The following is a 25,300-nucleotide window of genomic DNA, read 5'->3' as shown; positions in this document are numbered from 1 at the left end:
GATGATCGCCCGTTTGTGCTTTTAGCCGTCAGACAACTGGATTGAACAGGTTACGCGGAATGCGCGGCGTGCTCGTGTTCCGCCTCGTCGACATGATGGTTAGTCGCGTGCTCAAATGTGACCTTGAAGCCCGGCGGCAGCGGCAGCGCGTCGAGGTTGACCTGCTTGACGGTCAGCGCGATGTCGTCGTCGGCTTCCATCAAGGCGTCGCGCAGGAACTTATCCGTCGACATGTGCAGCAGATTGTACGGGAAGCGAGTGCGCAGCGCGCCGATGTAGATCTGGAAGTGGACATCCGGCGTTTCGGACTTCAGTTCCTTGAGGATGGCCGTTACCATGTGATACAGGTCGCGGTACGGGTCATCCACGATCACCATCACACTCGGATCCCAGCCGTTGAGTTCGGCGATTTCCCGCGACCGCTTTTCGAAAGCTGCCGCGCGCTTCGCATCCACGCCGATGTGAATGATCTTGAGCGGGATACCGCGCTTCACAATCGCGCTGACCACGCTGACCGCCAGCTTCGACCACGTATCGCAGAAGTAGACGGCCAGTTCCTTGTGCACAGCCGGGTCGAAGGGGACGGCGGTATGCTCAAAGACGGGCGTTTCGTCGAGACGCAGGCGCGCGGCGGTTTCCTTATAGTGGCGGTGAATCTGGAAGAATACCCACACCAGCGTCGGGATGAGCAGCACGATGAACCACGCGCCGCTCGTGAACTTGGTGATGATGAATACGATCATTACGACGAAGGTGATCACCGCGCCAATGCCCGACACGGCCAGCTTAACCCGCCAGTGCGGATCGTAGAAGATTTTCGTCTCCAGCCCGTAGGTGAATTCGCCCGGCTTGACGTGCCCGGAGCGCCAGAAGCGACGCAGCATGCCCGTCTGGCTGATGGTGAAACCGAGGAACACGCCAATCGCGTACAGCGGAATCAGGTTGGTGACAATCGCGCCCGTGATCAAGACGAGGACGCTCGCACCAATGGAGAGCGTGAGCACGCCCCATGTGAAGACCAGACGGCGACCGCGATACGTCAATTGACGCGGCAGGAAACCGTCGGCGCTGGCCAGCGCGGCGAGCTGCGGGAAGTCGGCAAACGGCGTGTTCGCCGCCATGAACAGCACAGCGAACGCCCCGATGATCGTCAGCACATAGCCACGTAGCCAATCCCCTGATCACCGTAAAGGTGCGTGCGAGCTGGCTGATGACCGTCTCGTGATGACGGCACAGCATCGCATTGGCGAGCGGTAATGCTCAGGAAGAAGGTAATGAGGATCGCCGCCATGACCACGAGCGTCTTCGCGGCGTTCTTGGCGCGCGGCTGCTTGAACAACTGCGTGTCGTTCGAGATGGCTTCGATCCCGGTGAGCGCCGTACACCCAGACGAGAATGCGCGCAGCAGCAGGAGCAGGGTGATCGGCTCCAGTACGTTGTGTTGAATGGCTTCGACGCCCTGCACTGTGCCGAGCGTGCCCGTCAGCAGACGGACAAAACCGATGATCAGCATCAGCCCCATCGTCCCGAGGAAGAAATAGGTCGGGATGGAGAACAGGCGCGCGCTCTCTTTGACGCCGCGCAGGTTGATGACGGTCATGAAGGCAATGATACCGATGGTGATTTCAACACGCCACGGCGCGAGATCTGGCATCACGCTGATCACGTTGGCGACGCCGGCGCTGATGCTCACGGCCACTGTCAAAATATAGTCAGTGAGCAGCGCCGCGCCGGTCACCTGCGCCAGTTCTTCGCCGAGATTTTCCTTGGCGACACGGTAGCCGCCGCCGCCCGCCGGATTCGAGAAGATGGTCTGGCGATACGAAATCGTTACGATCCCGATGAGGAGCGCAATCGCAATCGCAATCGGGATAGAGATGGCATTTCCGGTAAAACCGAACAGCGCGAAACCGCTGATCGCCGCCGTATTGAGGATGATCAAGATTTCCTCAGTCGCATAGGCGACCGAAGACATCGCGTCGCTCGCCAGCACTGCGAGGCAATGAAATTCGGCGCAGTTTGATGAGCGATTTCGGCGGATTGCAAGCGCTTGCCCAACAACGTCGAGGCAAACTGCTCGCGGAGATCGTAGATGGTCATAACAAGACTGGCTCCTACTAGGTCACGGACAAAATTATACGTCCGGGGGTAGTCAACCGAGCCTCAGAATGCGTACCAATATGGTCAAAGCAGTATCAAGATGACATCAAAGAAAGATCAAGATCCTCAATTCTCCTCTCGCTGACGGTTCGCTCATAGCGCTGTGTCCGAACCACGGGCAGGTATAATCAGGACGATATCAGGAAGCAGGTTGCGCTCGGCAAGTGTGCCGCGCTGATGCCGGGGCGGACTATAATCTGAAGTGAATGCACAAGCCGCAAACTGGCAGGTGAATATGGACAAGTTGAAACTCCTCGTGATCGATGATGAACCGCAGATTCGGCGGCTTCTGGAGCATGGTCTAAACAGCTACGGTTACAGCGTCGTGACGACCGATAACGGCGAAGATGGCATCGTGCTCGCCGCGCAAATTGAACCCGCCGCCATCATCCTCGACATCCAACTGCGCACCGCGCCAGATGGCGTCGGCGTGTGCAAGGCCATTCGGGAATGGTCGGCGGTGCCGATCCTCATTCTGTCGGTCGCCGACGCCAAAGCGATCAAGCTGGCCGCGCTGGATGCGGGCGCCGATGACTACATCACCAAGCCGTTTGATATGGCGGAACTCGAAGCGCGGATTCGCGCGGTGCTGCGCCGCTCGATCATGCGCGACACCAAAACGGCGGATGCGATCATTCAGGTGCGCGATCTTGTGCTCGATCTGGTCAAGCGGCGCGTCACCCTAAAAGGTGAGGAAGTTCACCTCACGCCGACCGAATATGATCTACTGCGTCTGCTGGCCGCGCACCCGGGACGCGTCGTCACCAACCAGATGCTGCTCGACGCGGTGTGGAGTCAGGACAAAGCGCCGCAGCCGCACTATCTGCGCGTGTACGTCAACACGCTGCGCAAGAAGCTCGGCGAACGCGCCGACAGCGAGTTCCATTACATCATCACCGAACCGGGCATCGGCTATCGCTTCACCGACCTCCCCTAGCCCGTGATCTGGATGTCACGACACAATTGAAATCAGCACAAGTGGTAAGGGTAGAAATGGACGATCAGCGCCCCAATCTCGACGGGCTTCTTCAACCGACGCCAGCGGCGGGGGGCGGCAGTGTCGATGCATACGGGCAGCCTAAACTGCGCCGCCTGCGCCTGCCCCGCCGGACGAGCAGTTGGCGGGCTTATGCGCTGGCGCTGGCCGTCGTGCTGATCTGCACGCTGTTGGCCTCGCTGGTCTACCCGCTGTTCGCCCCGGCGAATCTCGTCATGATCTATCTGCTCGGCGTGGTGATCGCCGCCTCGCAGTATGGCCGCGGCCCGTCCGTGCTCGCCTCATTGTTGAGCGTGGCCGCCTTCGACTTCTTCTTCGTGCATCCACATCTGACGTTTGCCGTCGCCGATACGCAGTACATTTTCACGTTCGTCACCATGCTGCTCGTCGGCCTGACCATCAGCACACTGACCGTGGAGATCAAGCAGCAGGCCGAACAAGCCCTTGAACGCGAACGGCGTACCGCCAGCCTGTACGCGCTCAGCCGCGACCTCGCCAACACCCGCGACCCCGATGCGCTGGTCGGCCTCGCGGCACAGCATATCGGCGGCGTGTTCAACAGCCGCGTCACCATTCTGCAAACCGCAGGTGGACTGCAGCCCGCCGCCTTCAACGCCGAGCTGATCGACGCGCAGGAAGCGACGGTCGCGCGCTGGGTCTATGAGCATCAGCGCTTGGCCGGGCTGCATACCGATACGCTGTCCACGGCGCGCGGCTTGTATCTGCCGCTCACCGCATCACAGGGGGTGGTCGGCGTGCTGGCGGTGTTTCCGAACGATCCCCGGCGGTTCATCCCGGTCGATCAACTGCATCTGCTGGAAACCTTCGCCAATCAGACAGCGCTCGCGCTAGAACGCACCCGCCTCGCCGATGACGCGGCGCGCGCGCAAATCGAGGTGGAGGCGGAACGCACGCGCAACACCCTGCTGAGTTCGGTCTCGCATGATCTGCGCACGCCGCTGGCGGTGATCACGGGCGCGACCTCCAGCCTGCTCCAGCGCAAGGAAGCGCTGACGGAGACCGACCGCCGGGAATTGGCGCAGGTCGCCTTTGAAGAGTCGGAACGGCTGAATCGCTTTGTCGGCAATCTGCTGGACATGACCCGCCTGGAATCCGGCGCGATCCACGTCACGAAAGAGTGGCAGCTCCTCGAAGAAGTGATTGGCGCGGCGCTCAACCGCATTCATTCCCGCACAGCCAGGCAGGCGATCCATGTGTCGATCCCGGCCGATTTCCCGCTGGTGCAGTTTGACGAAAGCCTGATTGAACAGGTGCTGAATAATCTGCTCGAAAATGCGCTTAAGTATTCCCCACCGAACACGCCGATTGACATCAGCGCGCAGGCCGGGGCGGACGAAATCACGGTCGAGGTGGCGGATCGGGGTCCGGGTCTGCTGCCCGGCGATGAGGAGCGCATCTTCGACAAGTTCTACCGCACCCAACCGAGCCTCACAAAAGGCGTCGGACTGGGACTGGCGATTTGTCGCGGCATCATTCAGGCGCATGGCGGGCGCATCTGGGCGGAGAATCGGCCGGGCGGCGGGGCGGTGTTCCGCTTCACGCTGCCCGTCAGCGGTGACGCGCCGACCGTCGAGGAGGAATATGAACTGTAGCCCACTAGCGCAGCACGGAAGCGGCGCTCGCTGGTAGCTACAGTCTCTTTGGGGCCAGCGGACGCAATAATGCAATTTAACTTGCGGTCCCGGGGCGTACAAGGCGACCGTGGTCCTTTCCCGCTTGGGAAACGCATAAATCGCGTCCGCAACATCCCAAAACCGACCTACAACCCGTTTTCACGGCATCCTACGCACTTACCCACGCGGCACACCGCGCTATTTCTGGCGCGGCTGCATCAGCACTTCGTCGACATAGCACCACAGCCAGTTTTCACCCTTCTCGAAGGTCTGGATGAGCGGGTGTCCGGTCGCGTGAAAGTGCTTGGAGGCATGCTGATTCGGGGACGAATCGCAGCAGCCAACGTGCCCGCAAATCAAGCAGATGCGGAGCTGCACCCACGACTCCCCGGTCTGCAGGCACTCTTCACAGCCCTGCGCGCTCGGTGTGACGCGCTGGGCTAGGCCAAGATGGGTGCAAGCTTTAGGCATCGTTCTAGTCCTCACTGCTGCTGGTGGTCACTTCGATCTGGGGTTCTTCCTCGGCGGGAAAGGCTTCGCCGATGGTGTAATTGAAGGCGAAATCGATGTACTGCACATCGAGATCATTCTGCATGAGGCCGACGATCACGCAGCCATCCCGATACGCCGACCGGGCGATGGACTGCGACGCGACCGGAGCCGAAAACAAAATCAGAATGCCGAGCGCAACCGCTTTGGGCGCAGTCGCGGGCAGCAGCAGCGCCGACGCGATCAGCAGGCCGACGATGCCGACCGACGAGACTTTGCTGCTGGCATGCAGCCGGGTGAACACATCCGGCAGGCGGATGGCGCCCCACACGCCAATCACGCTGAAAAAGACGCCGATGAGCAGGATGAGCGCGCCAATCAATTCCAGCACCATCAGAAGAACCGTCCTTCCGCGATATAGCGAGCGATCGCCAGTGTCGCGACGAACGAAAAGGCGGCCAGCGCAATGCCGATGTCGATCATCTGGGCGTTGTCGAGCACCAGCCCGAGCACGACGATGATCCCGACGAACACGTTCGTCGTCAGGTCGAGCGCCTGCAAGCGCTCCATCGCCGACGGCCCCGTCCAGATGCGATAGGTCGCCGGCACCAGCGCGATGACCAGCACGATCAGCGCGAGGTTTTCAATCAGTTCGATCAGGCCGTTCATGCTCGGTCACCCCCATATTTCGCGCAGCAGTTTGAGGCGTTCCTGCTGCTCGGACTCCAGCAGCAAACGCGACGTTTCGGATCGAGGCGGTGGACGTAGAGCGTCCCATCGTCGTCAAAGTCGATCACCAGCTCGCCCGGCGTCATGTTAAGCCCGTGCGCGCTCAGCGCCGCTAAGCGTTGTTCGGGCGTGGTGTCCCCAGTTTTGAGCGCCAGAATCCCGGTCTTGAGATCAATTTTGGGGCGCATGAGCATGCGGGCGACGTGCACGCTGGAGACGATCCCATTCCAGAGGAGCAGGCCGCTGTAGCGCACCAACGCGATCAACTGGCGCAGGGTGAAGCGTCCATGAAAGCGCAGCCCCACCAGACTCAGGCCGGCCAGAGTGAGCACACCAATCACGTAGCCGACCAAGAGGCTCTCCCAGTTAACGCGCCCGGTCACCGCCACCCACAACAGGCTGATCGGCAGCGCGGGAATGAGAATCTGCATCACTGCACCTCCCCGGCCTGCGCCAACTGCGGCAAACTGGCACACAAATCGAACGCTTCAGAGCGCAGCAGACTCGGCGGCAGCACGGCGCACGTATACACATTCGGCTGGGTGATCTGCGCGACGGTCGCTTCCGCCACACTAATCAGCGGCGTGGCGAAGAGCCCAAGCACAATACAGAAGCCGAGCAGCAGCGCGGCGCGAGCGGGCTGTCCGGTCGATGCGTCTCGATCTCAATCGTGCCGTGCGCGGGCGGCTCGGCATCCGGCGGAGCCCCCGGCGCGCGCTGAAAAATCCACTGCCACGCCCGCGTCATGTAGATCAGCGTGAGGATGCCGCCCGTGATGACGAGGCCGAGGATCGGCCAGCTCTGCACGTCGACGCCACCGCGCACGAGCGCCAGTTTGCTGATGAAGCCGTTGAACGGCGGGACGCCCGCCAGCGCCAGCCCACCCACCAGATAGAGGATGCTCAACAGGACGTAACCGCGTCCCGCACCTTCTAAGTCTTTCATGTCGGAACTGTGACCGTTGATGCGGCTGGCCAAGGCGCCGGTCAGCATGAGCATGCCCGATTTAATGTAGGCGTGGTTGACGATGTAGATGATCGCCGCGACCAGAGCGATGGGCGATCCCCACCCAATAGCGACCAGCATGAAGCCCACCTGCCCCAGCGTCGAATAGGCGAGCATGCGCTTGGCGTTCCATGTACGCAGCGCCGACAAGCCGCCGAAGAAGATACCGACCAGCCCGAGAACGATCAGAATGTTCTGGATGAACGGCGCTTCCTGCGTGAAATAGAGCGTGTTGCTGCGGATGATGCCGTAAATGCCGACCTTGACGACGACGGACGAGAGCAGCCCGCTCACCGGGGTGGGCGCGGTGGTGTGAAAGTCCGGCTGCCAGAAGTGGAACGGCACCACCGCGCTTTTGATCAGCAGCGCGCTCATGAACAGCACGGCGGCGGGCAGTGCCAGCAGCGGACGCTCTCCGGTCGCCAGCTCCTGCGCGATGTGCGCCATCGTCAGCGTCCCGAACGTCGTGTAGACCGCCGCGATACTGAGCAGCAGCAGCACCGAGCCAATCCCGCTGATAAACAGGTACTTAATCGCCGCTTCCAGCCCGAGGCGGTTATCGGAGACGGCCACCATGACGACTGACGACATCACCATCAGTTCGAGAAACACGAAGAAGGTGAACACATCCCCGGTGTAAAAGCTGCCCGCCAACCCTGCGCCCACGCACAAAAACGCAGGCATGAAAACGGGATACGTCAGCGAATGATCGCGGCACTGCAAGCAGTAGAGCAGCCCCGCCGCCACCACGCTCGTCCCCATGACCGCGAACACGGAGGCCATCAGGTCGGCGACGAGCACGATGCCAAACGGCACGGCATAGCCGCCGACGCGGTAGATCTGCACGGCGTTCGCGCCGCCTTGCAGGTTCGCCAGCAACACGGCCACGCTGCCCACACACGCGATGATCCCCGCGCCGAGGGCGACGACGCGCTGCGCGCGGTTGCGCCCGGACAGCAGCAGACAGATCGCCGCGCCGATGAGCGGGACAATGATCGGGGCGAGGATGAGCGGATTGTCGATTCCGGTCATCGCCTAGCCCTTGAGCTGATCGACTTCATCGGAATCGACGGACTTGTAGCGATTCGCCGCGGCGTTGACCATACCAAGCAGCAGCGCATACGAACCGAAGCCGATCACGACCGCCGTCAAAATCAGCGACTGCACCACCGGGTCGCTCGGCTGACCGTTGACCGCCTGATCGGTATAGGCGGGCACCTGACCATCAAACACCCCGGCGGAGAGCATGAACAGATTCACCGCCGTGAATACCACATAGAAGCCCATCGCCGCCTTGACCAGATCGCGACGCAGCATTTGAAAGACGCCCAAACCGAACATCAGCCCAGTGGTCAGCGCAAACAGAATACTCATAGCTGTTCAATTCCTTCCGGATTGGTGATCGCGTTCAAAATATTGACCATGCTGGCGAAAACCGTCAGCGCAATAGCAATTTCAAACAGGGTGCTGGAACTGAAATGCAGCCCCGCGGGCAGCGGAATGTCGCCGAATTTGTTGTGCGCCAGAAAGTCCTTGCCCAGCAGCAGCGGCAGCGCTGCATTGAACAACGCGAGGCTTAACCCCACCCCGATCAAGCGATCCGCGCGGATGCGGCGCAGCCGTTCGACGCTGTAGCCGAACACCTGATACCACAGCGCGAGGCTGATCCCGCCGATGACGCCCGCCGTAAAGCCATCGCCCGGCGCGTTACCCGCGTATAAGAGCTGCGCGAGCGCGATGATCACCGCGAATGGCAAGAACAGCGTGGCGGCCCAGCGGGTCAGCGGCGTGGTGATCTGGCTCATGGGCATGGGCAGTTGGAACGCGCCGTCCATGTCGCGGCGTTTGGTCAACTGCAGCACAGTGAGCGCGCCCAGCCCCGCCATGCTGAATACCGTGATTTCGATCAGCGTATCCGTCGCGCGGAAATCGGTGATCATCGCGCCGACGACATCGGTCACGCCGACGCTTTCGGTGTTGGTGAGGTACCACTCCGCGATGATGCTCTCGCGATCCGGGCGGTTGATGACCGCGGCTAAGGCGAAGGCGGTCACGCCCGCGCTCACCATCACGGCGACGAGCACATCGCGGCGCAGCGTGGCGCGCCCCTTCCCCCACAGCACATCCGCCGCCCGCCGCCGCCGCTTTTCGCTGATGCGGCTCAACATCACGATGATCAGCACTGCGCCGAGCGTTTCGACCAGCACCTGCACCAGCGCGACATCGGTCGCGGGTTCGAGCAGGAACACCCCGGCGACCGAATACCCGGCCACGCCCAGCGCCAGCGCCGCCAGCAAATGCCCTTTGAACAGCACGCTCGCCAGCGTCGCCACCAGCGACAGAATGAGCAGCACCGCCTTGAGCAGATCGGTTGCGTCGCGCAGGCTGAACTCGACGCCGACGGTCTGCAGGTATTGTGTGCCCGGCAGCACCATCAGCACGCCAACGACACCGAGAATCACGGCGAGGTAGTGGCTCAGCTTGCCGTTTTGCGCGCGCAGCAGGAAATCGCCAGCGCGATCAACGCCCCGCAGCAGCGCTTTGTAACCGCGCGCCACACTGAGCGGTTCCGGGAGTTCCCGCAGCCAGAAGCGCCGCGCCAGAAAGACCGCGATACCAGCGGCGACGATGATCAGGCTGAGGATGAATTCCGTATTCACCCCGGCGAACAGGTACAGCGAGAACTCGCCGGGCAAGATGGTCGCCAGCAGCGGGTTGATCAGCGGCTCGAGCAGCAGCGCCCGCACCAGCGACAAGATCGCGATGACGGCCGGCCCCAAAAAGATCAGGCGATTCGGCGCATGGTGGTGGGCGTCATCATGTGGGGCGTGACCCGCGGCGTGATCCTCTTCGACTGGCGTGCTAGCATCGGCGGAGCGCGCCGGACGGAAGAACACATCCCACACAAAAATCGCCGCGACGATGACCAGCAGCCCCGCCGCCACAAAGACAACCAGCGCGATCAACGTCGCGTATTCGCCGTGATAATGGGTCAGCGCGTGGATGAGCGTCTCTTTGGAGACAAAGCCCATGAGCGGCATGATGCCTGCCATCGACAAGCCGGAGACGATAGCGATTACCGCGCCGATGGGCATGGAACGCGCCAACCCGCCGAGCTTGTCGATTACGCGTGTGCCCGTCGCGTGATCGATCACGCCGACGAGCATGAACAGCGGGCTTTTGTACAGCGCGTGACCGATGATGCCCACCAGCGCTGCCAGATAGCCTTCGTAATGCGGCAGGCCGAGCAGCAGCACGAGCGCCCAACCAACTGACGGTGGCGTAGGCCAGCAGCGCTTTGAGATCGCGTTTGAAGGGCGCATTCAGCGCGCCGACGAGCATGGTCACCGTGCCCACACCGACGAGCGCTGTGAACCACAGATCGGTGTCCGCCAACGTGGGATAGAAGCGCGCCAGCAGATACACCCCGGCCTTGACCATCGTCGCGGAATGAAGGTAGGCGCTGGCAGGGGTCGGCGCGGTCATGCCGCCGGGCAGCCAGAAGTGAAAGGGCACCTGCGCGCTCTTGGTAAAGCAGCCCGCGAGGACGAGCAGCGTGATCGCGGCGTAGTGGGGGTGATCGCGCAGCGGCGCGTTTAACACCTGCGCGAGATCAAACGAGCCGCTGGCCGTGCCCATGAGGATGAGGCCGACAAACAGCGCCAGCCCACCCCCGCCGGTGATCACGAGTGCCTGTGCTGCTCCACTCCGCGCTTCCGGCTTGGTGCCATCAAAGCCAATCAGCAGGAATGAGAACAGGCTGGTGAGTTCCCAGCACACAAACAAGAGGATGAGATTGCCGGAGAGGACAACGCCCAACATACTGCCCGCAAAGGCCATCAACAGGGCGAAGAAGCGCGGGGCGCGGGGATCGTCGTCGAGATAGTAGCCCGCATAGAGGAAGATCGCCGCGCCAATCCCGGTGATCAGCAGGGCGAAGAGGAGCGCCAGCCCGTCGATGTAGAGCGCGAACGTGAGGCCGAAGCTGGCGACCCACGCCTGTTCGACGATCACCGCGCCCTGCGTGGCAATCGTCGGGAACAACGTCAGCAGCCAACCGAACAGCGCCAGCAGCACCGCCGCCAGCAGCCAGTTCAGTCGCGTTGCGTGCATGCGCCCGCCGATGATGGGAAGCGCAGCGGCGAGCGCAAATGGGATCAGGATCAGCGCAAATTCCATATCGGTTCCAATGGTCTATCGGGTATTTTCAGCTTAGCGCCCCAACTTGTGATGCATTTAAGATGACTCTAAGAACTTTCTTATTTCTGACTGAAAGCTTAAAAGCGAGTCTAAGATAGTGGTTAATCAGGCTGGTAGAGGACACGCGAATCGATGCGATTACTGCTCGTCGAGGATGAAGAAGGGATCGGCAAATTTATCTGTCAGGGACTGCGCGAAGCCGGGCACACGGTCGACTGGGTGCAGGACGGCGAAAAAGGCCTAGACCACGCCGCGAACCTCGACTATGACATCGTGGTGCTGGACCTGATGCTCCCCAAGATGGATGGGCTGCAGCTGCTCCCCCGGCTGCGCGATTACGGCGTCAAGACGCCCATTCTGGTGTTGACGGCGCGCGACGCGGTGGAAGATCGGGTGCGCGGCCTCAACGCGGGCGCAGACGATTATCTCGTCAAGCCATTCGACTTTTCCGAACTGCTGGCGCGCATCCATGCCCTGCTGCGCCGCCCGCCGCTGCAAACAACGAACCTGCTCAAAGTGGGAGATCTCGAAATGGATACGCTGCGGCATGTGGTGCGGCGCGATGGGCGCGTGCTGGATCTCAGCCAACGCGAATTCATGCTGCTGGAATACCTGATGCGCAACGCCGGGCACGTCCTCACGCGCACACAGATTGGCGAGCGCGTGTGGGGCTTCGACTTCTACAACGAATCGAACGTGGTCGATGTGTATATCGGCTACCTGCGCCGCAAAATCGACAAGCACGCGCCGCAGCCGCTCATCCAGACGGTGCGCGGCATCGGCTACCGTTTGAGCACCGATGAAGAACTGGACTAGACTCAATACGCTGCACACCCGCCTCACCCTGTGGTATGTGGCGCTGCTGGCCGTAACCGTCCTCGGCTTCTGCTTGTACCTCCAGTTTGAACTGGAATTGAGCCTCGCCAATCAGGTTGACGCCGGGTTACAGGTGGCCGCCTCCCAACTGCTCGTCGATGTCGACGACAGCGTCGATCCGCCCATGCTGCGCCCCATGTCCGACTCGGCGGTCACGCAGTTGATGCAGTCGCGCTTTGCCCTGCGCCTTGTCAACGAGAGCGGCGAGGTCGTCGCCGAAGTGGGGATTTTCCCCGAGGGTATTCCCGTAACGCCGACGCGCACCGGGTTCACGACGGCGGAGGCCGAAGGCACCACCTGGCGCATCCTCACGCAGCGCGTCGAAACGCAAACCCAGCAGTTCGACGCGTGGCTGCAAATGGCGCAGTCGCTCAACATGGTCGCCGATACGCGCAGCAGCGTGCTGCGCATCATCCTGATCGGCGTACCGCTCGTGCTGATCGTGGCGGGCTTGGGCGGCACCTTCATGGCGACGCGCGCGCTGCGCCCCGTCGATGCGATTACGCGCACGGTACAGTCCATCAACGCGACCGACATGACGCGGCGCATCCCCATCCAGCAGACCGCCGACGAAATCGGGCGGCTGGCGACCACGCTCAACTCCATGCTCGACCGTTTGCAGTTCGGCTTCGAAAAAGAGCGCCGCTTCACCGCCGACGCCTCGCATGAGCTGCGCACGCCGCTCACTGCGATCAAAGGTCAGATTGGGGTGACGCTGGCGCGGTCGCGCACGCCGGACGAATATGAGGCCACTTTGAGTCAGGTGCAGTTGGAAACGGATCGCCTGATCCGCCTTGCCAACGATCTGCTGTTCCTCACCCGGTTGGACGCGGCTCCGGCCTTCATCCAACCGGAACCGATTGACCTGAGCGATCTACTCAGCGCCGCCGTCGACCAGATCGGCTTAATCGCCGCCGACAAACAGATTCGCGTGACGACCGACTTCCCCGAAGCGCTGCCGATGCTGGGCTATACCGATCACCTCATTCGGCTGTTCTTGAATCTGCTCGACAACGCGGTCAAGTACACACCGCAGGGCGGAGCCATTCATGTGACCGGAAGCAAGACCGAGACCGACGTCCAGATCACCATTGGGGACACCGGCAAAGGCATCCCCGCGGAGCATCTGCCCCATTTGTTCGACCGCTTTTACCGGGCAGAAGCGGATCGCAAATACAGCGGCGGCGCGGGGCTGGGGTTGGCTATCGCCCAGCAGATTGTGCTGGAACACGGCGGCCACATTGGGGTTGAGAGCACCGTCGGTCAGGGAACGCGAGTGCAGGTGGGTTTACCCGTCACACCGCCGAGCTGTTGGTAAGAGCGATCTTAGATCAACCTTAGATCCGTCTCAAAGTCGCTTGCTAGACTGGAAGTCGAAGCAAAAGGCGGGAGGCTACCTATGAGCGGATTTAGCGCAATCATTGAAATAGCACTCACCATTATCGGTTGTGCGTTCTGGATTCTGATTCTGGTGGCGGTCAGGCCGCAGTGGGTCATGCAAAAACCCCGCGCGCGGCTGCTGCGATCCATTGTCGAAGGTGGCCTGTGCGCGTTCATCTGGCTGCTGCTGTTGGTGGTGACGGCAAACCCGATCACCCTGGAGAGCATCGAGGTGGCCGCGCTGTGCGGCGTGATCTGGGCGGCGGTTGCGACCTACATCCGGGGACGCTATCAGCTCGCGGCACCGGAAGCCTCCCTTTAAATCAACTTCAGCGTAACGAGTTAGCCTGCGTTCATCAGCGCCGCTGCTTTACCGTGCTTAGGTTACGACCGTGTGCCTAAGCGCGTCGATCAGCGGCCTGCTCCCTACCAAAGACAATCGTTCCCTTTCCTTCGGCTGTATGTTGTCGACAGCGCCAGATTCACCCACCCCACCCTAGTTCACCTTTACGCCGTTTTTACGGCTTTGCGCACTTTCCTTGCGTCCTTTTTCGACTGTTCAGTTCAATAATCAGAGGCAGTTTACGATCAGGCGCAGAACGATTGGGCGTATTCAAGCATGAACAAACTCAAGCTCCTCGTAATCGATGACGAGCCGCAGATTCGTCGGTTACTGGATCATGGGCTGAAGGGCTATGGTTATCAGGTATTTTCGGCTGACAACGGCGAAGACGGCATTGCACTGACCGCCCAGTTACAGCCCGCGGCCATCATTGTTGACATCCAACTGAATTCCGCGCCCGATGGCGTGGCCGTCTGTAAGGCGATTCGTGAATGGTCGTCCATTCCCATCCTCGTCGTGTCTGTAGAAGACACCAAAGCGACCAAACTCGCCGCCTTTGAAGCTGGCGCAGATGATTACGTCACCAAGCCCTTTGATATGGCGGAACTGGAAGCCCGGATTCGCGCCATTCGGCGGCGGGCATCAGTGGGCGAATCGGCTAACCCCGGTGGGATCATTCAAGTGCACGACCTCAAGATCGATCTCATCAAGCGCCGTGTCACGCTCAAAGGGCAAGAGATTCATCTCACGCCGACCGAGTACGAACTCCTGCGCATGCTCGCGGCGCATCCCGGTCGCATCGTCACCAACCAGATGCTGCTCGATACCGTCTGGCACGATGACAAAGCCGCTCAACCGCACTATGTCCGCGTGTACATCAATACGCTGCGCAAAAAGCTAAATGATCATCCGGACAGTGAGTTTCATTACATCGTCACCGAACCCGGCATTGGCTATCGTTTCGCCGAACTCACCTGAATTCTTCACCAACCGAACGTAAATCGAGGGAGTGCCCGCAGTGGATGTCGTATTCGTCATCTTAGTTCTGATTTTCTTTGCCTTGTCCTGGGGTTTCATCAAACTGTGTGAACGGGTCTAGGAGATACGTTGATGACCGTGTTGTATATCGTTGCCGGGCTGATCGCACTGGCACTGCTGATTTATCTGGTGATCGCTTTGCTCAAACCGGAGATGTTTTCATGACCAGCATCGGGATTCTACAACTCATCCTGTATGTCGTTGTGCTGCTGCTCTGCGTCAAGCCGCTCGGCTCGTACATGGCGAATGTCTATGAGGGCAAGTCCGCGCTGAACCGCATCTTCGCGCCCGTTGAACGCGGTCTTTACCGCTTGTTCGGCACCCGGGCAGACGTCGAAATGAATTGGAAAACGTATGCGCTCGCCTTCCTCGCCTTCAACCTTATCGGGCTGCTGATCGTGTACGTCGTCCAGCGCGCCCAAGGAAGCCTGCCGCTCAATCCGGCCGGACTCGCGTCAGTCTCCCCCGATTCGTCGTTCAATACGGCGATCAGCTTTGCCAGTAATACCAATTGGCAGGGATACGGCGGCGAGACGACGATGAGCTACTTAACCCAGATGGTCGGGCTCACTGTGCAGAACTTTGTCTCGGCGGCGTCCGGGATGGCAGTCTTGGTCGCGCTGTTTCGCGGTCTGTCTCGTCGCACAACGAGCGTCATCGGCAATTTCTGGGTAGACCTCACCCGCTCGACGCTCTACATCCTCCTGCCGTTGTCCATCATCCTCGCGCTGCTGCTGGTCTCTCAGGGTGTCGTGCAAACCTTCGACAATTATCAGACCGCACAGGTGGTCGATTCAACTGCACTGACGGATGCTGACGGAAACGCAGTCACCGAACAGGTAATCGCCGTTGGCCCCGCCGCAGCGCAGGTAGCGATTAAACAGTTGGGAACGAACGGCGGCGGCTTTTTCAACGTCAATTCGGCGCACCCGCTCGAAAACGCAACACCACTGTCCAATTTCCTCGAATGCCTCGCCATTCTCCTCATCCCGGCGGCGCTGTGCTACACCTTCGGCAAGATGATCGGGGATACGCGGCAGGGTTGGGCGATTCTCGCGGTGATGACGATCATCTTTGTGGTGCTGTTGGGCGTCGCCACCTTTGCCGAACAAGGGGGCAACCCGAATTTCCCTGACGGAGTTGATCAAACGGCAAGTGCTGTCAATCTCGGCGGCAATATGGAAGGCAAAGAAGCACGCTTCGGCATCCCGACGTCAGTCTTGTGGGCAGTAGCCACTACTGCCGCGTCGAACGGATCCGTCAATTCCATGCACGACTCGTATACGGCGATTGGCGGTCTTGTTCCCATGTGGCTGATGCAGTTAGGGGAGGTCGTGTACGGTGGTGTTGGATCAGGTCTTTACGGCATGTTGATCTTCGCCATTATCGCGGTCTTCATCTCCGGCCTGATGGTCGGGCGTACACCGGAATATCTCGGCAAAAAGATCGAAGCCTACGAGATGAAAATGTCCTCGCTGGTGATTCTGATTCCGCCCGCGGTGGTATTGATCGGCACGGCAATCGCCGTCATCAGCACGGATGGCTTGGCGACGGTCTACAACACCGATCCCGCCGTGCATGGGTTCAGCGAAGTGCTGTATGCCTTCTCGTCAGCGGGCAACAACAACGGCAGCGCGTTCGCCGGGTTGGGCGCGAATACGCCGTTCTATAACACGGCGCTCGGTATTGCCATGTTGTTCGCGCGCTACTGGCTGGCGATCCCCACCCTGGCGATTGCCGGGTCACTGGCCGCGAAAAAGATCATCCCGGCGGGTGAAGGCACGCTGCCGACACACACGCCGCTGTTCGTCGTCCTGTTGATCGGGATCATCATTCTCGTCGGCGCCCTGACCTTCTTCCCGGCACTGGCGCTGGGTCCCATCGCCGAGCATTTCATGATGATTGGAGGCTGAGATCATGACTCTCGAAACCAGAGCAAACACGCGTCCCCTGCTTGACCCGCCCATTGTGCGTCAGGCGGTGATCGATGCGTTCAAGAAACTGAATCCGCGGCAGCAGTTGCGCAATCCGGTGATGTTCATCGTGCTGGTGGGCGCCGTACTCACGACCATCCTGTTCATCCTCGCGCTGATCGGCCAGGGTGAAGCCGCCCAGTACGCTCTGAGCGTCGGCGAGACGCCGGAACGCGCCGCCGAACTCTCACGCGGTGCCGCGCCGTTCATCTTCGCAATTGCCGTGTGGCTGTGGTTCACTGTGCTATTTGCTAACTTTGCGGAAGCGATGGCCGAAGGTCGCGGTAAAGCGCAAGCGGATACGCTGCGCAAAGCGCGCCGTGATGTGAACGCTAAGAAACTGAACAATCCGCGCAACCGCTCGCAGTTCACCACTGTGCCCGCCTCCGCCTTGCGTCGTGAAGACGTGGTGATCGTCGAAACAGGCGACATTGTCCCCGGCGACGGCGAAGTCATCGAAGGCGTGGCCTCGGTGGACGAAAGCGCCATCACGGGCGAAAGCGCCCCGGTCATCCGCGAAAGCGGCGGTGACCGCAGCGCGGTGACGGGCGGCACGCGCGTGCTCTCCGATTGGCTGGTGGTGCGCATCTCTGCCAACCCCGGCGAAGCGTTCCTCGACCGCATGATCAACATGGTCGAAGGCGCGAAACGCCAGAAGACGCCCAACGAGATCGCGCTGAGCATTCTGCTCTCCGTGTTCACGATCATCTTTCTGCTGGCGACAGTCACACTGCTGCCCTTCTCGCTGTACGCGGTGAACGCCAGCGGGCAAGGCACGCCGATCACCATCACCGTGCTGGTCGCGCTGCTCGTGTGCCTTATCCCGACGACGATTGGCGGACTGCTCTCCGCCATCGGCATTGCGGGCATGGATCGCATGATTCAGGCCAATGTGATCGCCATGTCGGGGCGCGCGGTCGAAGCCGCGGGCGATGTCGACGTGCTGCTGCTCGACAAAACCGGAACGATCACCCTCGGCAACCGCCAAGCCGCCGAATTCATCCCCGCGCCCGGTGTGAGCGCCGCGCAGCTCGCCGATGCGGCGCAGTTATCTTCGCTCGCCGATGAGACGCCCGAAGGCCGCAGCATCGTCGTACTGGCGAAGGAACAGTTCAAGCTCCGCCAGCGCAACATCGAGGAACTCGGCGCGGCGTTCGTACCATTCACTGCGCAAACGCGCATGAGCGGCGTCAACATCGATGGACGTGAGATTCGCAAAGGTGCAGCCGATTCGATCCAATCCTTTGTGATGGATTGCGGGGGACAGTTCCCGCCACAGGCGCGGCAGATCGTCGATGAGGTGGCGCGGCAGGGGGCGACACCGCTGGTCGTCGCCGATGGGAAGCAGGTCTTAGGCGTGATTCGCCTGAAAGATGTCGTCAAGGGCGGCATCAAGGAGCGCTTTGGCGAACTGCGGCGCATGGGCATCAAGACGGTGATGATCACCGGGGATAACCCGCTGACCGCTGCCGCCATCGCCGCGGAAGCGGGCGTCGACGACTATCTCGCGCAGGCCACGCCCGAAGCGAAGCTCAAGCTGATCCGCGAACATCAAGAAGGCGGGCGCCTGGTCGCCATGACGGGCGACGGCACGAACGATGCCCCCGCGTTGGCGCAGGCCGATGTCGCGGTCGCCATGAACACGGGCACACAGGCGGCCAAAGAGGCGGGGAACATGGTAGATCTCGACTCGAACCCCACCAAGCTGATCGAAATCGTGGAGATTGGCAAACAGCTGCTCATGACGCGCGGCGCGCTGACGACCTTCTCGATTGCCAACGATGTGTCGAAGTATTTCGCCATCATCCCGGCGGCGTTCGCCTCGGTCTACCCGCAGTTGAACGCGCTCAACATCATGGGGCTGGCCACGCCGAACAGCGCGATTATGTCGGCGGTGATCTTCAACGCGCTCATCATCATCTGCCTGATCCCGCTGGCGCTGCGCGGTGTCAAGTATCGTCCCATTGGGGCGTCGGCGCTGCTGCGCAACAACTTGCTCATCTACGGGCTGGGCGGGCTGATTGCTCCCTTCATCGGCATTAAGGTTATCGATCTGATTCTCGTCGCCCTGGGTTTGACGTAAAGGACAAGAGCATGCAGCAGCAACATAAAGTGGAATGGGCGCAGGTGCTGCGCCCGGCCATCATCTCGATCATCTTCTTCACAGTGCTGACGGGCGCGCTTTACCCGATGCTCATCACCGGGTTAGCACAAGTGATCTTCCCGTATCAGGCGAACGGCAGCCTGATCACCGATGCGCAGGGCAATGTCATCGGCTCGGCGCTGATCGGACAAGAGTTCAGCGATCCCGCCTATTTCTGGGGACGCCCGTCGGCGACCAGCCCCGTCCCCTACAACGCGGCAGCTTCATCGGGCTCGAACTATGGGCCGCTCAATCCCGCGCTGATCGGTGAGGGTGGGCTGATCCAGACGCGCATCGCCGCGTTGGCAGCCGCTAATGCCGCCGCGGGCGTAACCGTGAGCGGCGCGATCCCGGTGGATCTGGTGACGGCCTCGGCCAGCGGCCTTGACCCGCACATCAGCCCGGCAGCCGCCGAGTATCAAGTGCTGCGCGTAGCCGCCGTGCGCGGCCTAGACGCCGCCGTCGTGCGCGAACTGGTCGCTCAGCATACCGACAGCCGCACGTTCGGTTTACTCGGCGAGGCCCGCGTCAACGTGCTGGAACTCAATCTCGCACTAGACGCGCTCGAGGGTACATAATCGGAGTGAGTAGGAGTGGTAAGGGCAGACATGGACGATTATCGACCCAACCCTGATGAGCTTCTCCAGCAGATCCAGGCGGCAGAGGAGAAACGGCGACGCGGTCGGCTGAAGATCTTCTTCGGGGCGGCGGCGGGTGTTGGCAAGACCTACAGCATGCTTGATGCCGCCCATCTGCGTCGCGCCGACGGGATCGACGTGGTGGTCGGCTACGTTGAACCGCACCCCCGCCCGGAAACGCTGGCTCAGCTCGACGGGCTGGAAGCCGTCCCCCCGCGCATGATCGATTACAAAGGCACACAGCTCCGCGAGTTCGACCTCGACGCAGCCCTAGCCCGCCACCCCGCGCTCATCCTCGTCGATGAACTGGCGCACACCAATGCGCCGGGTTCACGCCACCCAAAGCGCTGGCAGGATGTCGAAGAACTACTGGCGGCGGGCATCGACGTGTATACGACCGTCAATGTGCAGCACATCGAAAGCCTGCGCGATGTCGTCGCCCAGATCACCGGGGTGACGGTGCAGGAAACCGTGCCGGATTCGATCATTGAGTCGGCGGACGAGGTCGAATTGATCGACCTCGCGCCCGAAGACCTGATCAAGCGCCTCAAAGACGGCAAAATTTACCAGCCACAGCAGATCGAGAATGCGCTGCGCAGCTTCTTCCGCACCGGGAATCTGCTGGCTTTGCGCGAACTGGCCCTGCGCAACACCGCCGCCCGCGTCGATGAGCAGATGAAAGAATACCGCCGCGATCATGCTATTCAGCAGACATGGCCCGCGGGCGAGACACTGCTCGTGTGCGTCAGCCCGAGTCCGCTCGCGCCGCGCTTGGTGCGCGCCACCAAGCGCATAGCTTCCAGCCTGCACGCCGATTGGATCGCCGTGTATGTCGAGACGCCGCGCCCGCTGAAGCCTGCAGATCGTTTGCGCATCACCGAGACACTCCGCCTCGCGGAGCAGCTTGGCGCGCAGACCGTCACGCTGCACGGCGCGCAGGTCGGCGACGAAGTGCTGCATTACGCCCGTGAACACAACATCAGCCGGGTGATCGTCGGCAAACCGACGCATCCGCGCTGGCGCGACCTGCTGTTCGGCTCGATGCTCGACGATTTGATGCGGCGCAGCGGGGACATCGATGTGTATGTCATCACCGGCGAACCGGAACAATCGCGCCCGCTGTTAGCGCAAATGCCGCGCCGGACGAGCAGTTGGGGCGCTTACGCGCAAGCATTGGCCATCGTGCTGATCTGTACGCTGCTGGCCGCGCTGGTCTACCCGCTGTTTGTCCCGGCGAATCTCGTCATGATCTATCTGGTGGGTGTGGTCATCGTCGCCTCACGCTATGGTCGCGGGCCGTCAGTGCTCGCTTCGTTTTTGAGCGTCGCCACTTTCGACTTCTTCTTCGTGCAGCCGCATCTGACGTTCGCCGTCACCGATACCCAGTACATTTTTACGTTTGTCACCATGCTGATCGTTGGGCTGACGATCAGTACACTCACCGTGCAGATCAAGCAGCAGGCCGAACAGGCGCGCGAACGTGAACAGCGCACCGCCAGCCTGTACGCACTCAGCCGCGACCTCGCCAATACCCGGGACAGCGACACGCTGATCCGCCTGGCGACCAAACACATCACCGAGGTCTTCGCCAGCCGCGTCAGCGTGCTGCTCCCGGACGCCCACGGGGATCTCACAGCGAGTTCACCCCATGACGAAACGTCGGTTCAGCCCGAGACCGCGGTCGCGCGCTGGGTTTACGACCATCAGCGCTTAGCCGGGCTGAATACCGATACCCTACCGGGTTCAAAAGGTCTATACCTGCCGCTGACCGCCGCGCACGGTGTGGTCGGCGTGTTGGCGGTTTTCCCCTTGACGCGAAACGCTTCACGGCCAGTGAACAACTCCATTTGCTCGAAACATTTGCCAACCAAACGGCGCTGGCCCTCGAACGCGCACGCCTAGCGCAGGATGCGGCGCACGCGCAGATCAAGCTGGAGACCGAAAGGACGCGCAATACGCTGCTCAGTTCCGTGTCGCATGACCTGCGGACGCCGCTGGCCGTGATTACGGGCGCGACCTCGAGTCTGATCCAGCGTGAAGCGACGCTCACCGCCGCCGATCGCCGCGAATTGGCGCACGTCGCGTTTGAGGAATCCGAGCGGTTGAATCGCTTTGTCGGCAACTTATTGGACATGACGCGGCTGGAATCGGGCAGCATCCATGTGCATAAAGAGTGGCAGTTGATCGAAGAGGTCATCGGCACCGCGCTGAATCGCGTCCACAGCGAGACCGCGCCCCATCCCATGCACGTCACTATCCCGCCGAATTTCCCACTCGTCCAATTTGACGAAAGCCTCATCGAGCAAGTGTTAATTAATCTATTGGAAAATGCTTTAAAATACACCGCCAGTGGCACACCGATCACCATTGCCGTCCACGCCGCTGACAAAGAAGTACTCGTCGAAATCGCGGATCGCGGCCCGGGCCTTCAACCCGGTGACGAAGACCGCATCTTCGACAAGTTTTACCGCTCACACCCCGCAGCAAGCGAAAGGCGTGGGACTCGGTCTGGCCATCTGCCGGGGATCATTCAGGCGCATGGTGGGCGGATTTGGGCGGAAACCCGCCCGGATGGCGGCGCCGTCTTCCGGTTCACGCTGCCGCTCACCGGAGAGCAACCGCCCGTCCTTGAGGAAGAATATGACACCAATGTCTAGCCCGGACGCGCTGCCGGGCGCGCTGATTCTGCTGATCGAAGATGATACGCAAATTCGCCGCTTCCTGCGGACGACGCTGACGAACAGCGGCTATCGCCTGCTCGAAGCGACATCCGGGCAAGAGGGGATGCGGCTGGTCAGCACCCAACATCCCGACCTGATCATTCTCGATCTCGGGTTACCGGATGTGGATGGTCTCGATGTCACTGAACAACTGCGCCAGTGGACGTCCACGCCGATTATCGTCCTGTCCGCGCGCGACAAGGAAGGCGACAAAGTGCAGGCGCTGGATCGCGGCGCAGATGATTACCTGACCAAGCCCTTCGGCACCGAGGAACTGCTCGCGCGCTTGCGCGTGAGTCTGCGGCACCGCCAGCAAACACTGTATGTGGAAACGCCCGTGTTCAGTTTTGCCAACGTGCGGATTGATCTCGAACACCGGCAGGTATACGTGGCTGAAGCCGAGGTGCACCTCACGCCCATCGAGTACAAACTGCTGACGATCCTCGTCCGCTATGCGGGCAAAGTCGTGACACAAAAGCAGCTGCTCAAAGAGATCTGGGGGCCAACTTATGAAAAAGAAACCCACTACCTGCGCATTTACATGGGTCAGCTCCGGCACAAGCTCGAAGCTGACCCCGCGCAGCCGCGTTGGCTCATCACCGAACCGGGGGTAGGCTACCGGCTAAAGGTGGATGAGTGATCATTTCAATCGTCAGCGGCCCCTCTTTCGGCACAGGCATCGGTTGATCCAACGTGACGAGTTTGCTGCCGAGGAACTGACCAGCGCGCCACACTTGGAAACGCTGCCAGTAAGGGATCCAGCTTCGGGGGAAATGGGCGAATACAATCTCCGCTCCAAAATGCTCCACGGCTTGCAGGAGTGCGTCAAATGACGAGATGAAATGCATCGCTTCAATGGTCAGGTTGACGCCGTAATCTTCAGCCGTTGCGCGGTATTCGTCGAGGCGGCGGTATTCGCGCGGGGTGGTTGGCAGATATCCGATATCCGTACCCAGATAACCGGGGTGGGGCACGGGGATCAAGCGCAGCACGATGACGCGCGCCTGGCTGTTGCGCGCGACGATGCACGCTTGGGTGATGGCCTCGCTTGTCCAACGAGCTTCGGCAAATTGAACTAGGATGGTTTTCATGGGTGAACCTGTATTAACCACAGCTAGGGTCATTGTAGGTTGAGGTTGGGTCAAAGAGCGGACAGGAAGCTCGGCATTCCCGCAAAAAAACCGTAAAGACGGGAATGCCGAGCGGAACTAGGTGGCTGAATTCGGCGTGGCGGCGTGTGACGCGGTTTCCGCCTGTTCGTCGATGTGGTGATCCGTCGCATGTTCGAACGTCACCTTGAAGCCTTCCGGCAGAGGCAGCGCATCCAAATGCACCTGCTTGACCGTGAGGGCGATGTCGTCACCCGCTTCCATCAGGGCGTCGCGCAGGAACCGATCGGTCGACATGTGCAGCAGGTTGTACGGGAAGTGCGTACGCAGCGCGCCGATATAGATCAGGAGGTGAACATCGGGATACTGCGTCATCAAGTCTTTGAGAATGGTGGTGACCATGCTGTACAAGTCGCGGTAGGGGTCGTCAATGACCTCCATCACGCTCCGATCCCACCCGTTAAGTTCGGCGATTTCCTGCGACCGCTTCTGGAACGCCGCTGCCCGCTTGGCGTCCACGCCAATATGAATGATCTTGACCGGGATGCCTCGCTTGATGATCGCCCCCACCACGCTCACCGCCAGTTTAGACCACGTATCGCAGAAGTACACCGCCATTTCGCTGTGGATGGTGGGGTCAAACACGATGGCTTTCTGGGCAAAGACCGGGGTTTCATCCAGCTTCAATCGCGCGGCCGTCTCTTTGTAATGCCGGTGAATACGGAAGAACACCCACACCAGCGTTGGGATGAGCAGCACGATGAACCAAGCACCATGAGAGAACTTGGTGATGATGAAGACGATCATCACCATGAAGGTCACTACCGCGCCCAACCCGGAGATCGCGATCTTGATCAGCCAGCGTGGGTCATAGGTAATCTTCGTTTCCAGCCCATAGGTGAACTCACCCGGCTTCAACTGCCCCGCCCGCCAGAAGCGGCGCGTCATACCCGCCTGACTAATCGTGAAACCAAGGAACACGCCAATCGCATAGAGCGGGATCAAGTTGGTGACCACCGCGCCCGTGATGATGACCAACACCATCGCGCTGATCGAGAGTGTCAGCACGCCCCACGTGAACACCAGACGCCGCCCGCGATAAGTGAGCTGACGCGGCAGAAAGCCATCCGAGCTGTGCAGCGCCGCCAACTGCGGGAAGTCGGCAAAGGGCGTGTTCGCCGCCATGAAGAGCACCGCGAACGCCCCAATGATCGTCAGCACGTAGCCCAGATAACCGATCCCGTCACTGCCGTAGACCGTGCGCGCCAATTGACTGATCACCGTTTCTTCGTGCGATGGGACGGCCTGAACGGCGTTCGCCAGCACCGTAATGCCGAGGAAGAACGTGATCAGAATGACCGCCATGACCACGAGCGTATTGGCCGCATTTTTCGCGCGCGGCTGCTTGAACAACTGCGTATCATTGGAAATCGCTTCGATCCCGGTGAGCGCTGTGCAACCGGACGAGAACGCGCGCAAAAGGAGCAGCAGAGTCACCGGCTCGACTGCTTCATGGATGGCTTCGACCCCGGTCACGGTGCCGAGCGACCCCGTCAGCAGGCGCACAAACCCGACAATGAGCGTCAGCCCCATCGTGCCGAGGAAGAAATACGTCGGGATGGAAAATACCCGCGCGCTTTCCTTAACCCCGCGCAGATTGACGTGAACCCGGTCAGTGCTGCCGTGCTCAAAATGATCAAGATTTCCTCAGTGGCATAAGCCACCGACGACATAGCATCGCTCGCCAGCACGGCGAGCGCGATGAAGTTGGGCGCGGTCTGATGCGCGATTTCGGCGGATTGCAGGCGTTTACCAATCAGCGTGGAGGCAAATTGCTCACGGAGATCACGAATAGTCATAGCAGAA

At 60.8% G+C, this 25,300-nt stretch carries 25 protein-coding genes and 2 pseudogenes; 13 read left to right on the top strand and 14 right to left on the bottom strand.

The genetic code is table 11. From position 1 onward, the window contains the following. Positions 1 to 50 precede the first annotated feature (50 nt). Together IPK17_RS33075 and IPK17_RS33070 are read right to left on the bottom strand one after the other, a co-directional pair. Complete coding sequence (locus tag IPK17_RS33075; protein WP_343421987.1) at positions 51 to 1,157, bottom strand: hypothetical protein; 1,107 nt, start codon at positions 1,155 to 1,157, stop codon at positions 51 to 53. Beyond that, entirely contained in the window at positions 1,151 to 1,975 is an 825-nt protein-coding gene (locus IPK17_RS33070; protein WP_343421986.1) for an APC family permease, read from the bottom strand. Before IPK17_RS33070 ends, IPK17_RS33075 begins: the two co-directional genes overlap by 7 nt. A 420-nt stretch (positions 1,976 to 2,395) precedes the next feature. Here IPK17_RS33070 and IPK17_RS33065 point away from each other — a divergent pair, with 420 nt between their 5' ends. Beyond that, a complete protein-coding gene (locus IPK17_RS33065) occupies positions 2,396 to 3,097 on the top strand; it encodes a response regulator transcription factor (protein ID WP_343421985.1) in 702 nt (233 codons plus the stop codon). 56 nt (positions 3,098 to 3,153) lie between these two features. Beyond that, on the top strand, positions 3,154 to 4,770 hold the full coding sequence (locus IPK17_RS33060) for a DUF4118 domain-containing protein (protein ID WP_343421984.1): 1,617 nt from the start codon (positions 3,154 to 3,156) through the stop codon (positions 4,768 to 4,770). Between the two features lie 219 nt (positions 4,771 to 4,989). Here IPK17_RS33060 and IPK17_RS33055 read toward each other — a convergent pair whose 3' ends face one another. The 9 genes and pseudogenes from IPK17_RS33055 to IPK17_RS33015 form a co-directional block, all read right to left on the bottom strand. Continuing rightward, positions 4,990 to 5,262 (bottom strand): UBP-type zinc finger domain-containing protein, encoded by a 273-nt coding sequence (locus IPK17_RS33055; protein WP_343421983.1) that lies wholly within the window; start codon positions 5,260 to 5,262, stop codon positions 4,990 to 4,992. 4 nt (positions 5,263 to 5,266) lie between these two features. Continuing rightward, complete coding sequence (gene mnhG, locus IPK17_RS33050; protein ID WP_343421982.1) at positions 5,267 to 5,674, bottom strand: monovalent cation/H(+) antiporter subunit G; 408 nt, start codon at positions 5,672 to 5,674, stop codon at positions 5,267 to 5,269. Beyond that, entirely contained in the window at positions 5,674 to 5,949 is a 276-nt protein-coding gene (locus tag IPK17_RS33045; protein ID WP_343421981.1) for a monovalent cation/H+ antiporter complex subunit F, read from the bottom strand. Before IPK17_RS33045 ends, mnhG begins: the two co-directional genes overlap by 1 nt. After that, positions 5,946 to 6,440 (bottom strand): Na+/H+ antiporter subunit E, encoded by a 495-nt coding sequence (locus tag IPK17_RS33040; protein WP_343421980.1) that lies wholly within the window; start codon positions 6,438 to 6,440, stop codon positions 5,946 to 5,948. Before IPK17_RS33040 ends, IPK17_RS33045 begins: the two co-directional genes overlap by 4 nt. Next, complete coding sequence (locus tag IPK17_RS33035) at positions 6,440 to 6,613, bottom strand: hypothetical protein (protein ID WP_343421979.1); 174 nt, start codon at positions 6,611 to 6,613, stop codon at positions 6,440 to 6,442. Before IPK17_RS33035 ends, IPK17_RS33040 begins: the two co-directional genes overlap by 1 nt. Next, the gene (locus IPK17_RS33030; RefSeq protein WP_343421978.1) at positions 6,586 to 8,046 is read right to left on the bottom strand and encodes a complex I subunit 5 family protein; all 1,461 of its coding nucleotides are present in this window, start codon (positions 8,044 to 8,046) and stop codon (positions 6,586 to 6,588) included. Before IPK17_RS33030 ends, IPK17_RS33035 begins: the two co-directional genes overlap by 28 nt. 3 nt (positions 8,047 to 8,049) lie before the next feature. Next, positions 8,050 to 8,388: a sodium:proton antiporter gene (locus IPK17_RS33025; protein WP_343421977.1), complete on the bottom strand. Its 339-nt coding sequence runs from the start codon at positions 8,386 to 8,388 to the stop codon at positions 8,050 to 8,052. Continuing rightward, a pseudogene (mbhE, locus tag IPK17_RS33020) lies at positions 8,385 to 10,836 on the bottom strand (hydrogen gas-evolving membrane-bound hydrogenase subunit E). Before mbhE ends, IPK17_RS33025 begins: the two are co-directional and overlap by 4 nt. A gap of 39 nt (positions 10,837 to 10,875) precedes the next feature. Continuing rightward, positions 10,876 to 11,127: pseudogene (locus IPK17_RS33015) on the bottom strand (putative monovalent cation/H+ antiporter subunit A); the annotation flags it as partial. A 219-nt stretch (positions 11,128 to 11,346) separates the two neighbouring features. On the opposite strand from IPK17_RS33015, the gene IPK17_RS33010 reads away from it, so the two are divergent. The 11 genes from IPK17_RS33010 (at position 11,347) to IPK17_RS32960 (ending at position 22,965) form a co-directional block, all read left to right on the top strand. Next, positions 11,347 to 12,030, top strand: a complete 684-nt coding sequence (locus IPK17_RS33010) for a response regulator transcription factor (RefSeq protein ID WP_343421976.1) — start codon at positions 11,347 to 11,349, stop codon at positions 12,028 to 12,030. Then, the gene (locus tag IPK17_RS33005; RefSeq protein ID WP_343421975.1) at positions 12,014 to 13,408 is read left to right on the top strand and encodes a sensor histidine kinase; all 1,395 of its coding nucleotides are present in this window, start codon (positions 12,014 to 12,016) and stop codon (positions 13,406 to 13,408) included. The genes IPK17_RS33010 and IPK17_RS33005 overlap by 17 nt, the downstream gene beginning before the upstream one ends. Before the next feature lie 81 nt (positions 13,409 to 13,489). After that, positions 13,490 to 13,792, top strand: a complete 303-nt coding sequence (locus IPK17_RS33000; RefSeq protein ID WP_343421974.1) for a hypothetical protein — start codon at positions 13,490 to 13,492, stop codon at positions 13,790 to 13,792. Positions 13,793 to 14,089: 297 nt separating this feature from the next. Then, positions 14,090 to 14,791 carry a response regulator transcription factor gene (locus tag IPK17_RS32995; protein WP_343421973.1) on the top strand — a complete coding sequence of 234 codons (702 nt, stop codon included), beginning with the start codon at positions 14,090 to 14,092 and terminating at the stop codon, positions 14,789 to 14,791. Positions 14,792 to 14,923: 132 nt separating this feature from the next. Continuing rightward, the gene (kdpF, locus tag IPK17_RS32990; protein ID WP_343421972.1) at positions 14,924 to 15,016 is read left to right on the top strand and encodes a K(+)-transporting ATPase subunit F; all 93 of its coding nucleotides are present in this window, start codon (positions 14,924 to 14,926) and stop codon (positions 15,014 to 15,016) included. Then, complete coding sequence (gene kdpA, locus IPK17_RS32985) at positions 15,013 to 16,764, top strand: potassium-transporting ATPase subunit KdpA (RefSeq protein WP_343421971.1); 1,752 nt, start codon at positions 15,013 to 15,015, stop codon at positions 16,762 to 16,764. Before kdpF ends, kdpA begins: the two co-directional genes overlap by 4 nt. A gap of 4 nt (positions 16,765 to 16,768) precedes the next feature. Then, entirely contained in the window at positions 16,769 to 18,907 is a 2,139-nt protein-coding gene (gene kdpB / locus IPK17_RS32980; protein ID WP_343421970.1) for a potassium-transporting ATPase subunit KdpB, read from the top strand. Positions 18,908 to 18,918: 11 nt separating this feature from the next. Beyond that, positions 18,919 to 19,545: a potassium-transporting ATPase subunit KdpC gene (gene kdpC / locus IPK17_RS32975; protein ID WP_343421969.1), complete on the top strand. Its 627-nt coding sequence runs from the start codon at positions 18,919 to 18,921 to the stop codon at positions 19,543 to 19,545. Positions 19,546 to 19,575: 30 nt separating this feature from the next. Further along, positions 19,576 to 21,507 carry a DUF4118 domain-containing protein gene (locus IPK17_RS32970; protein ID WP_343421968.1) on the top strand — a complete coding sequence of 644 codons (1,932 nt, stop codon included), beginning with the start codon at positions 19,576 to 19,578 and terminating at the stop codon, positions 21,505 to 21,507. Further along, complete coding sequence (locus tag IPK17_RS32965; RefSeq protein ID WP_343421967.1) at positions 21,453 to 22,262, top strand: ATP-binding protein; 810 nt, start codon at positions 21,453 to 21,455, stop codon at positions 22,260 to 22,262. The genes IPK17_RS32970 and IPK17_RS32965 overlap by 55 nt, the downstream gene beginning before the upstream one ends. Next, positions 22,246 to 22,965, top strand: a complete 720-nt coding sequence (locus IPK17_RS32960; RefSeq protein ID WP_343421966.1) for a response regulator — start codon at positions 22,246 to 22,248, stop codon at positions 22,963 to 22,965. Before IPK17_RS32965 ends, IPK17_RS32960 begins: the two co-directional genes overlap by 17 nt. Here IPK17_RS32960 and IPK17_RS32955 read toward each other — a convergent pair. From IPK17_RS32955 to IPK17_RS32945, 3 genes are all read right to left on the bottom strand, one after another. After that, on the bottom strand, positions 22,922 to 23,416 hold the full coding sequence (locus IPK17_RS32955) for a putative universal stress family protein (protein WP_343421965.1): 495 nt from the start codon (positions 23,414 to 23,416) through the stop codon (positions 22,922 to 22,924). The genes IPK17_RS32960 and IPK17_RS32955 overlap by 44 nt on opposite strands. Positions 23,417 to 23,533: 117 nt before the next feature. Then, entirely contained in the window at positions 23,534 to 25,027 is a 1,494-nt protein-coding gene (locus IPK17_RS32950; RefSeq protein WP_343421964.1) for an APC family permease, read from the bottom strand. Next, complete coding sequence (locus IPK17_RS32945; RefSeq protein ID WP_343421963.1) at positions 25,018 to 25,293, bottom strand: hypothetical protein; 276 nt, start codon at positions 25,291 to 25,293, stop codon at positions 25,018 to 25,020. The genes IPK17_RS32950 and IPK17_RS32945 overlap by 10 nt, the downstream gene beginning before the upstream one ends. Positions 25,294 to 25,300 lie beyond the last annotated feature (7 nt).

This window comes from Candidatus Flexifilum breve (assembly GCF_016713355.1).
This window is presented reverse-complemented; position numbering and strand designations above follow the sequence as displayed.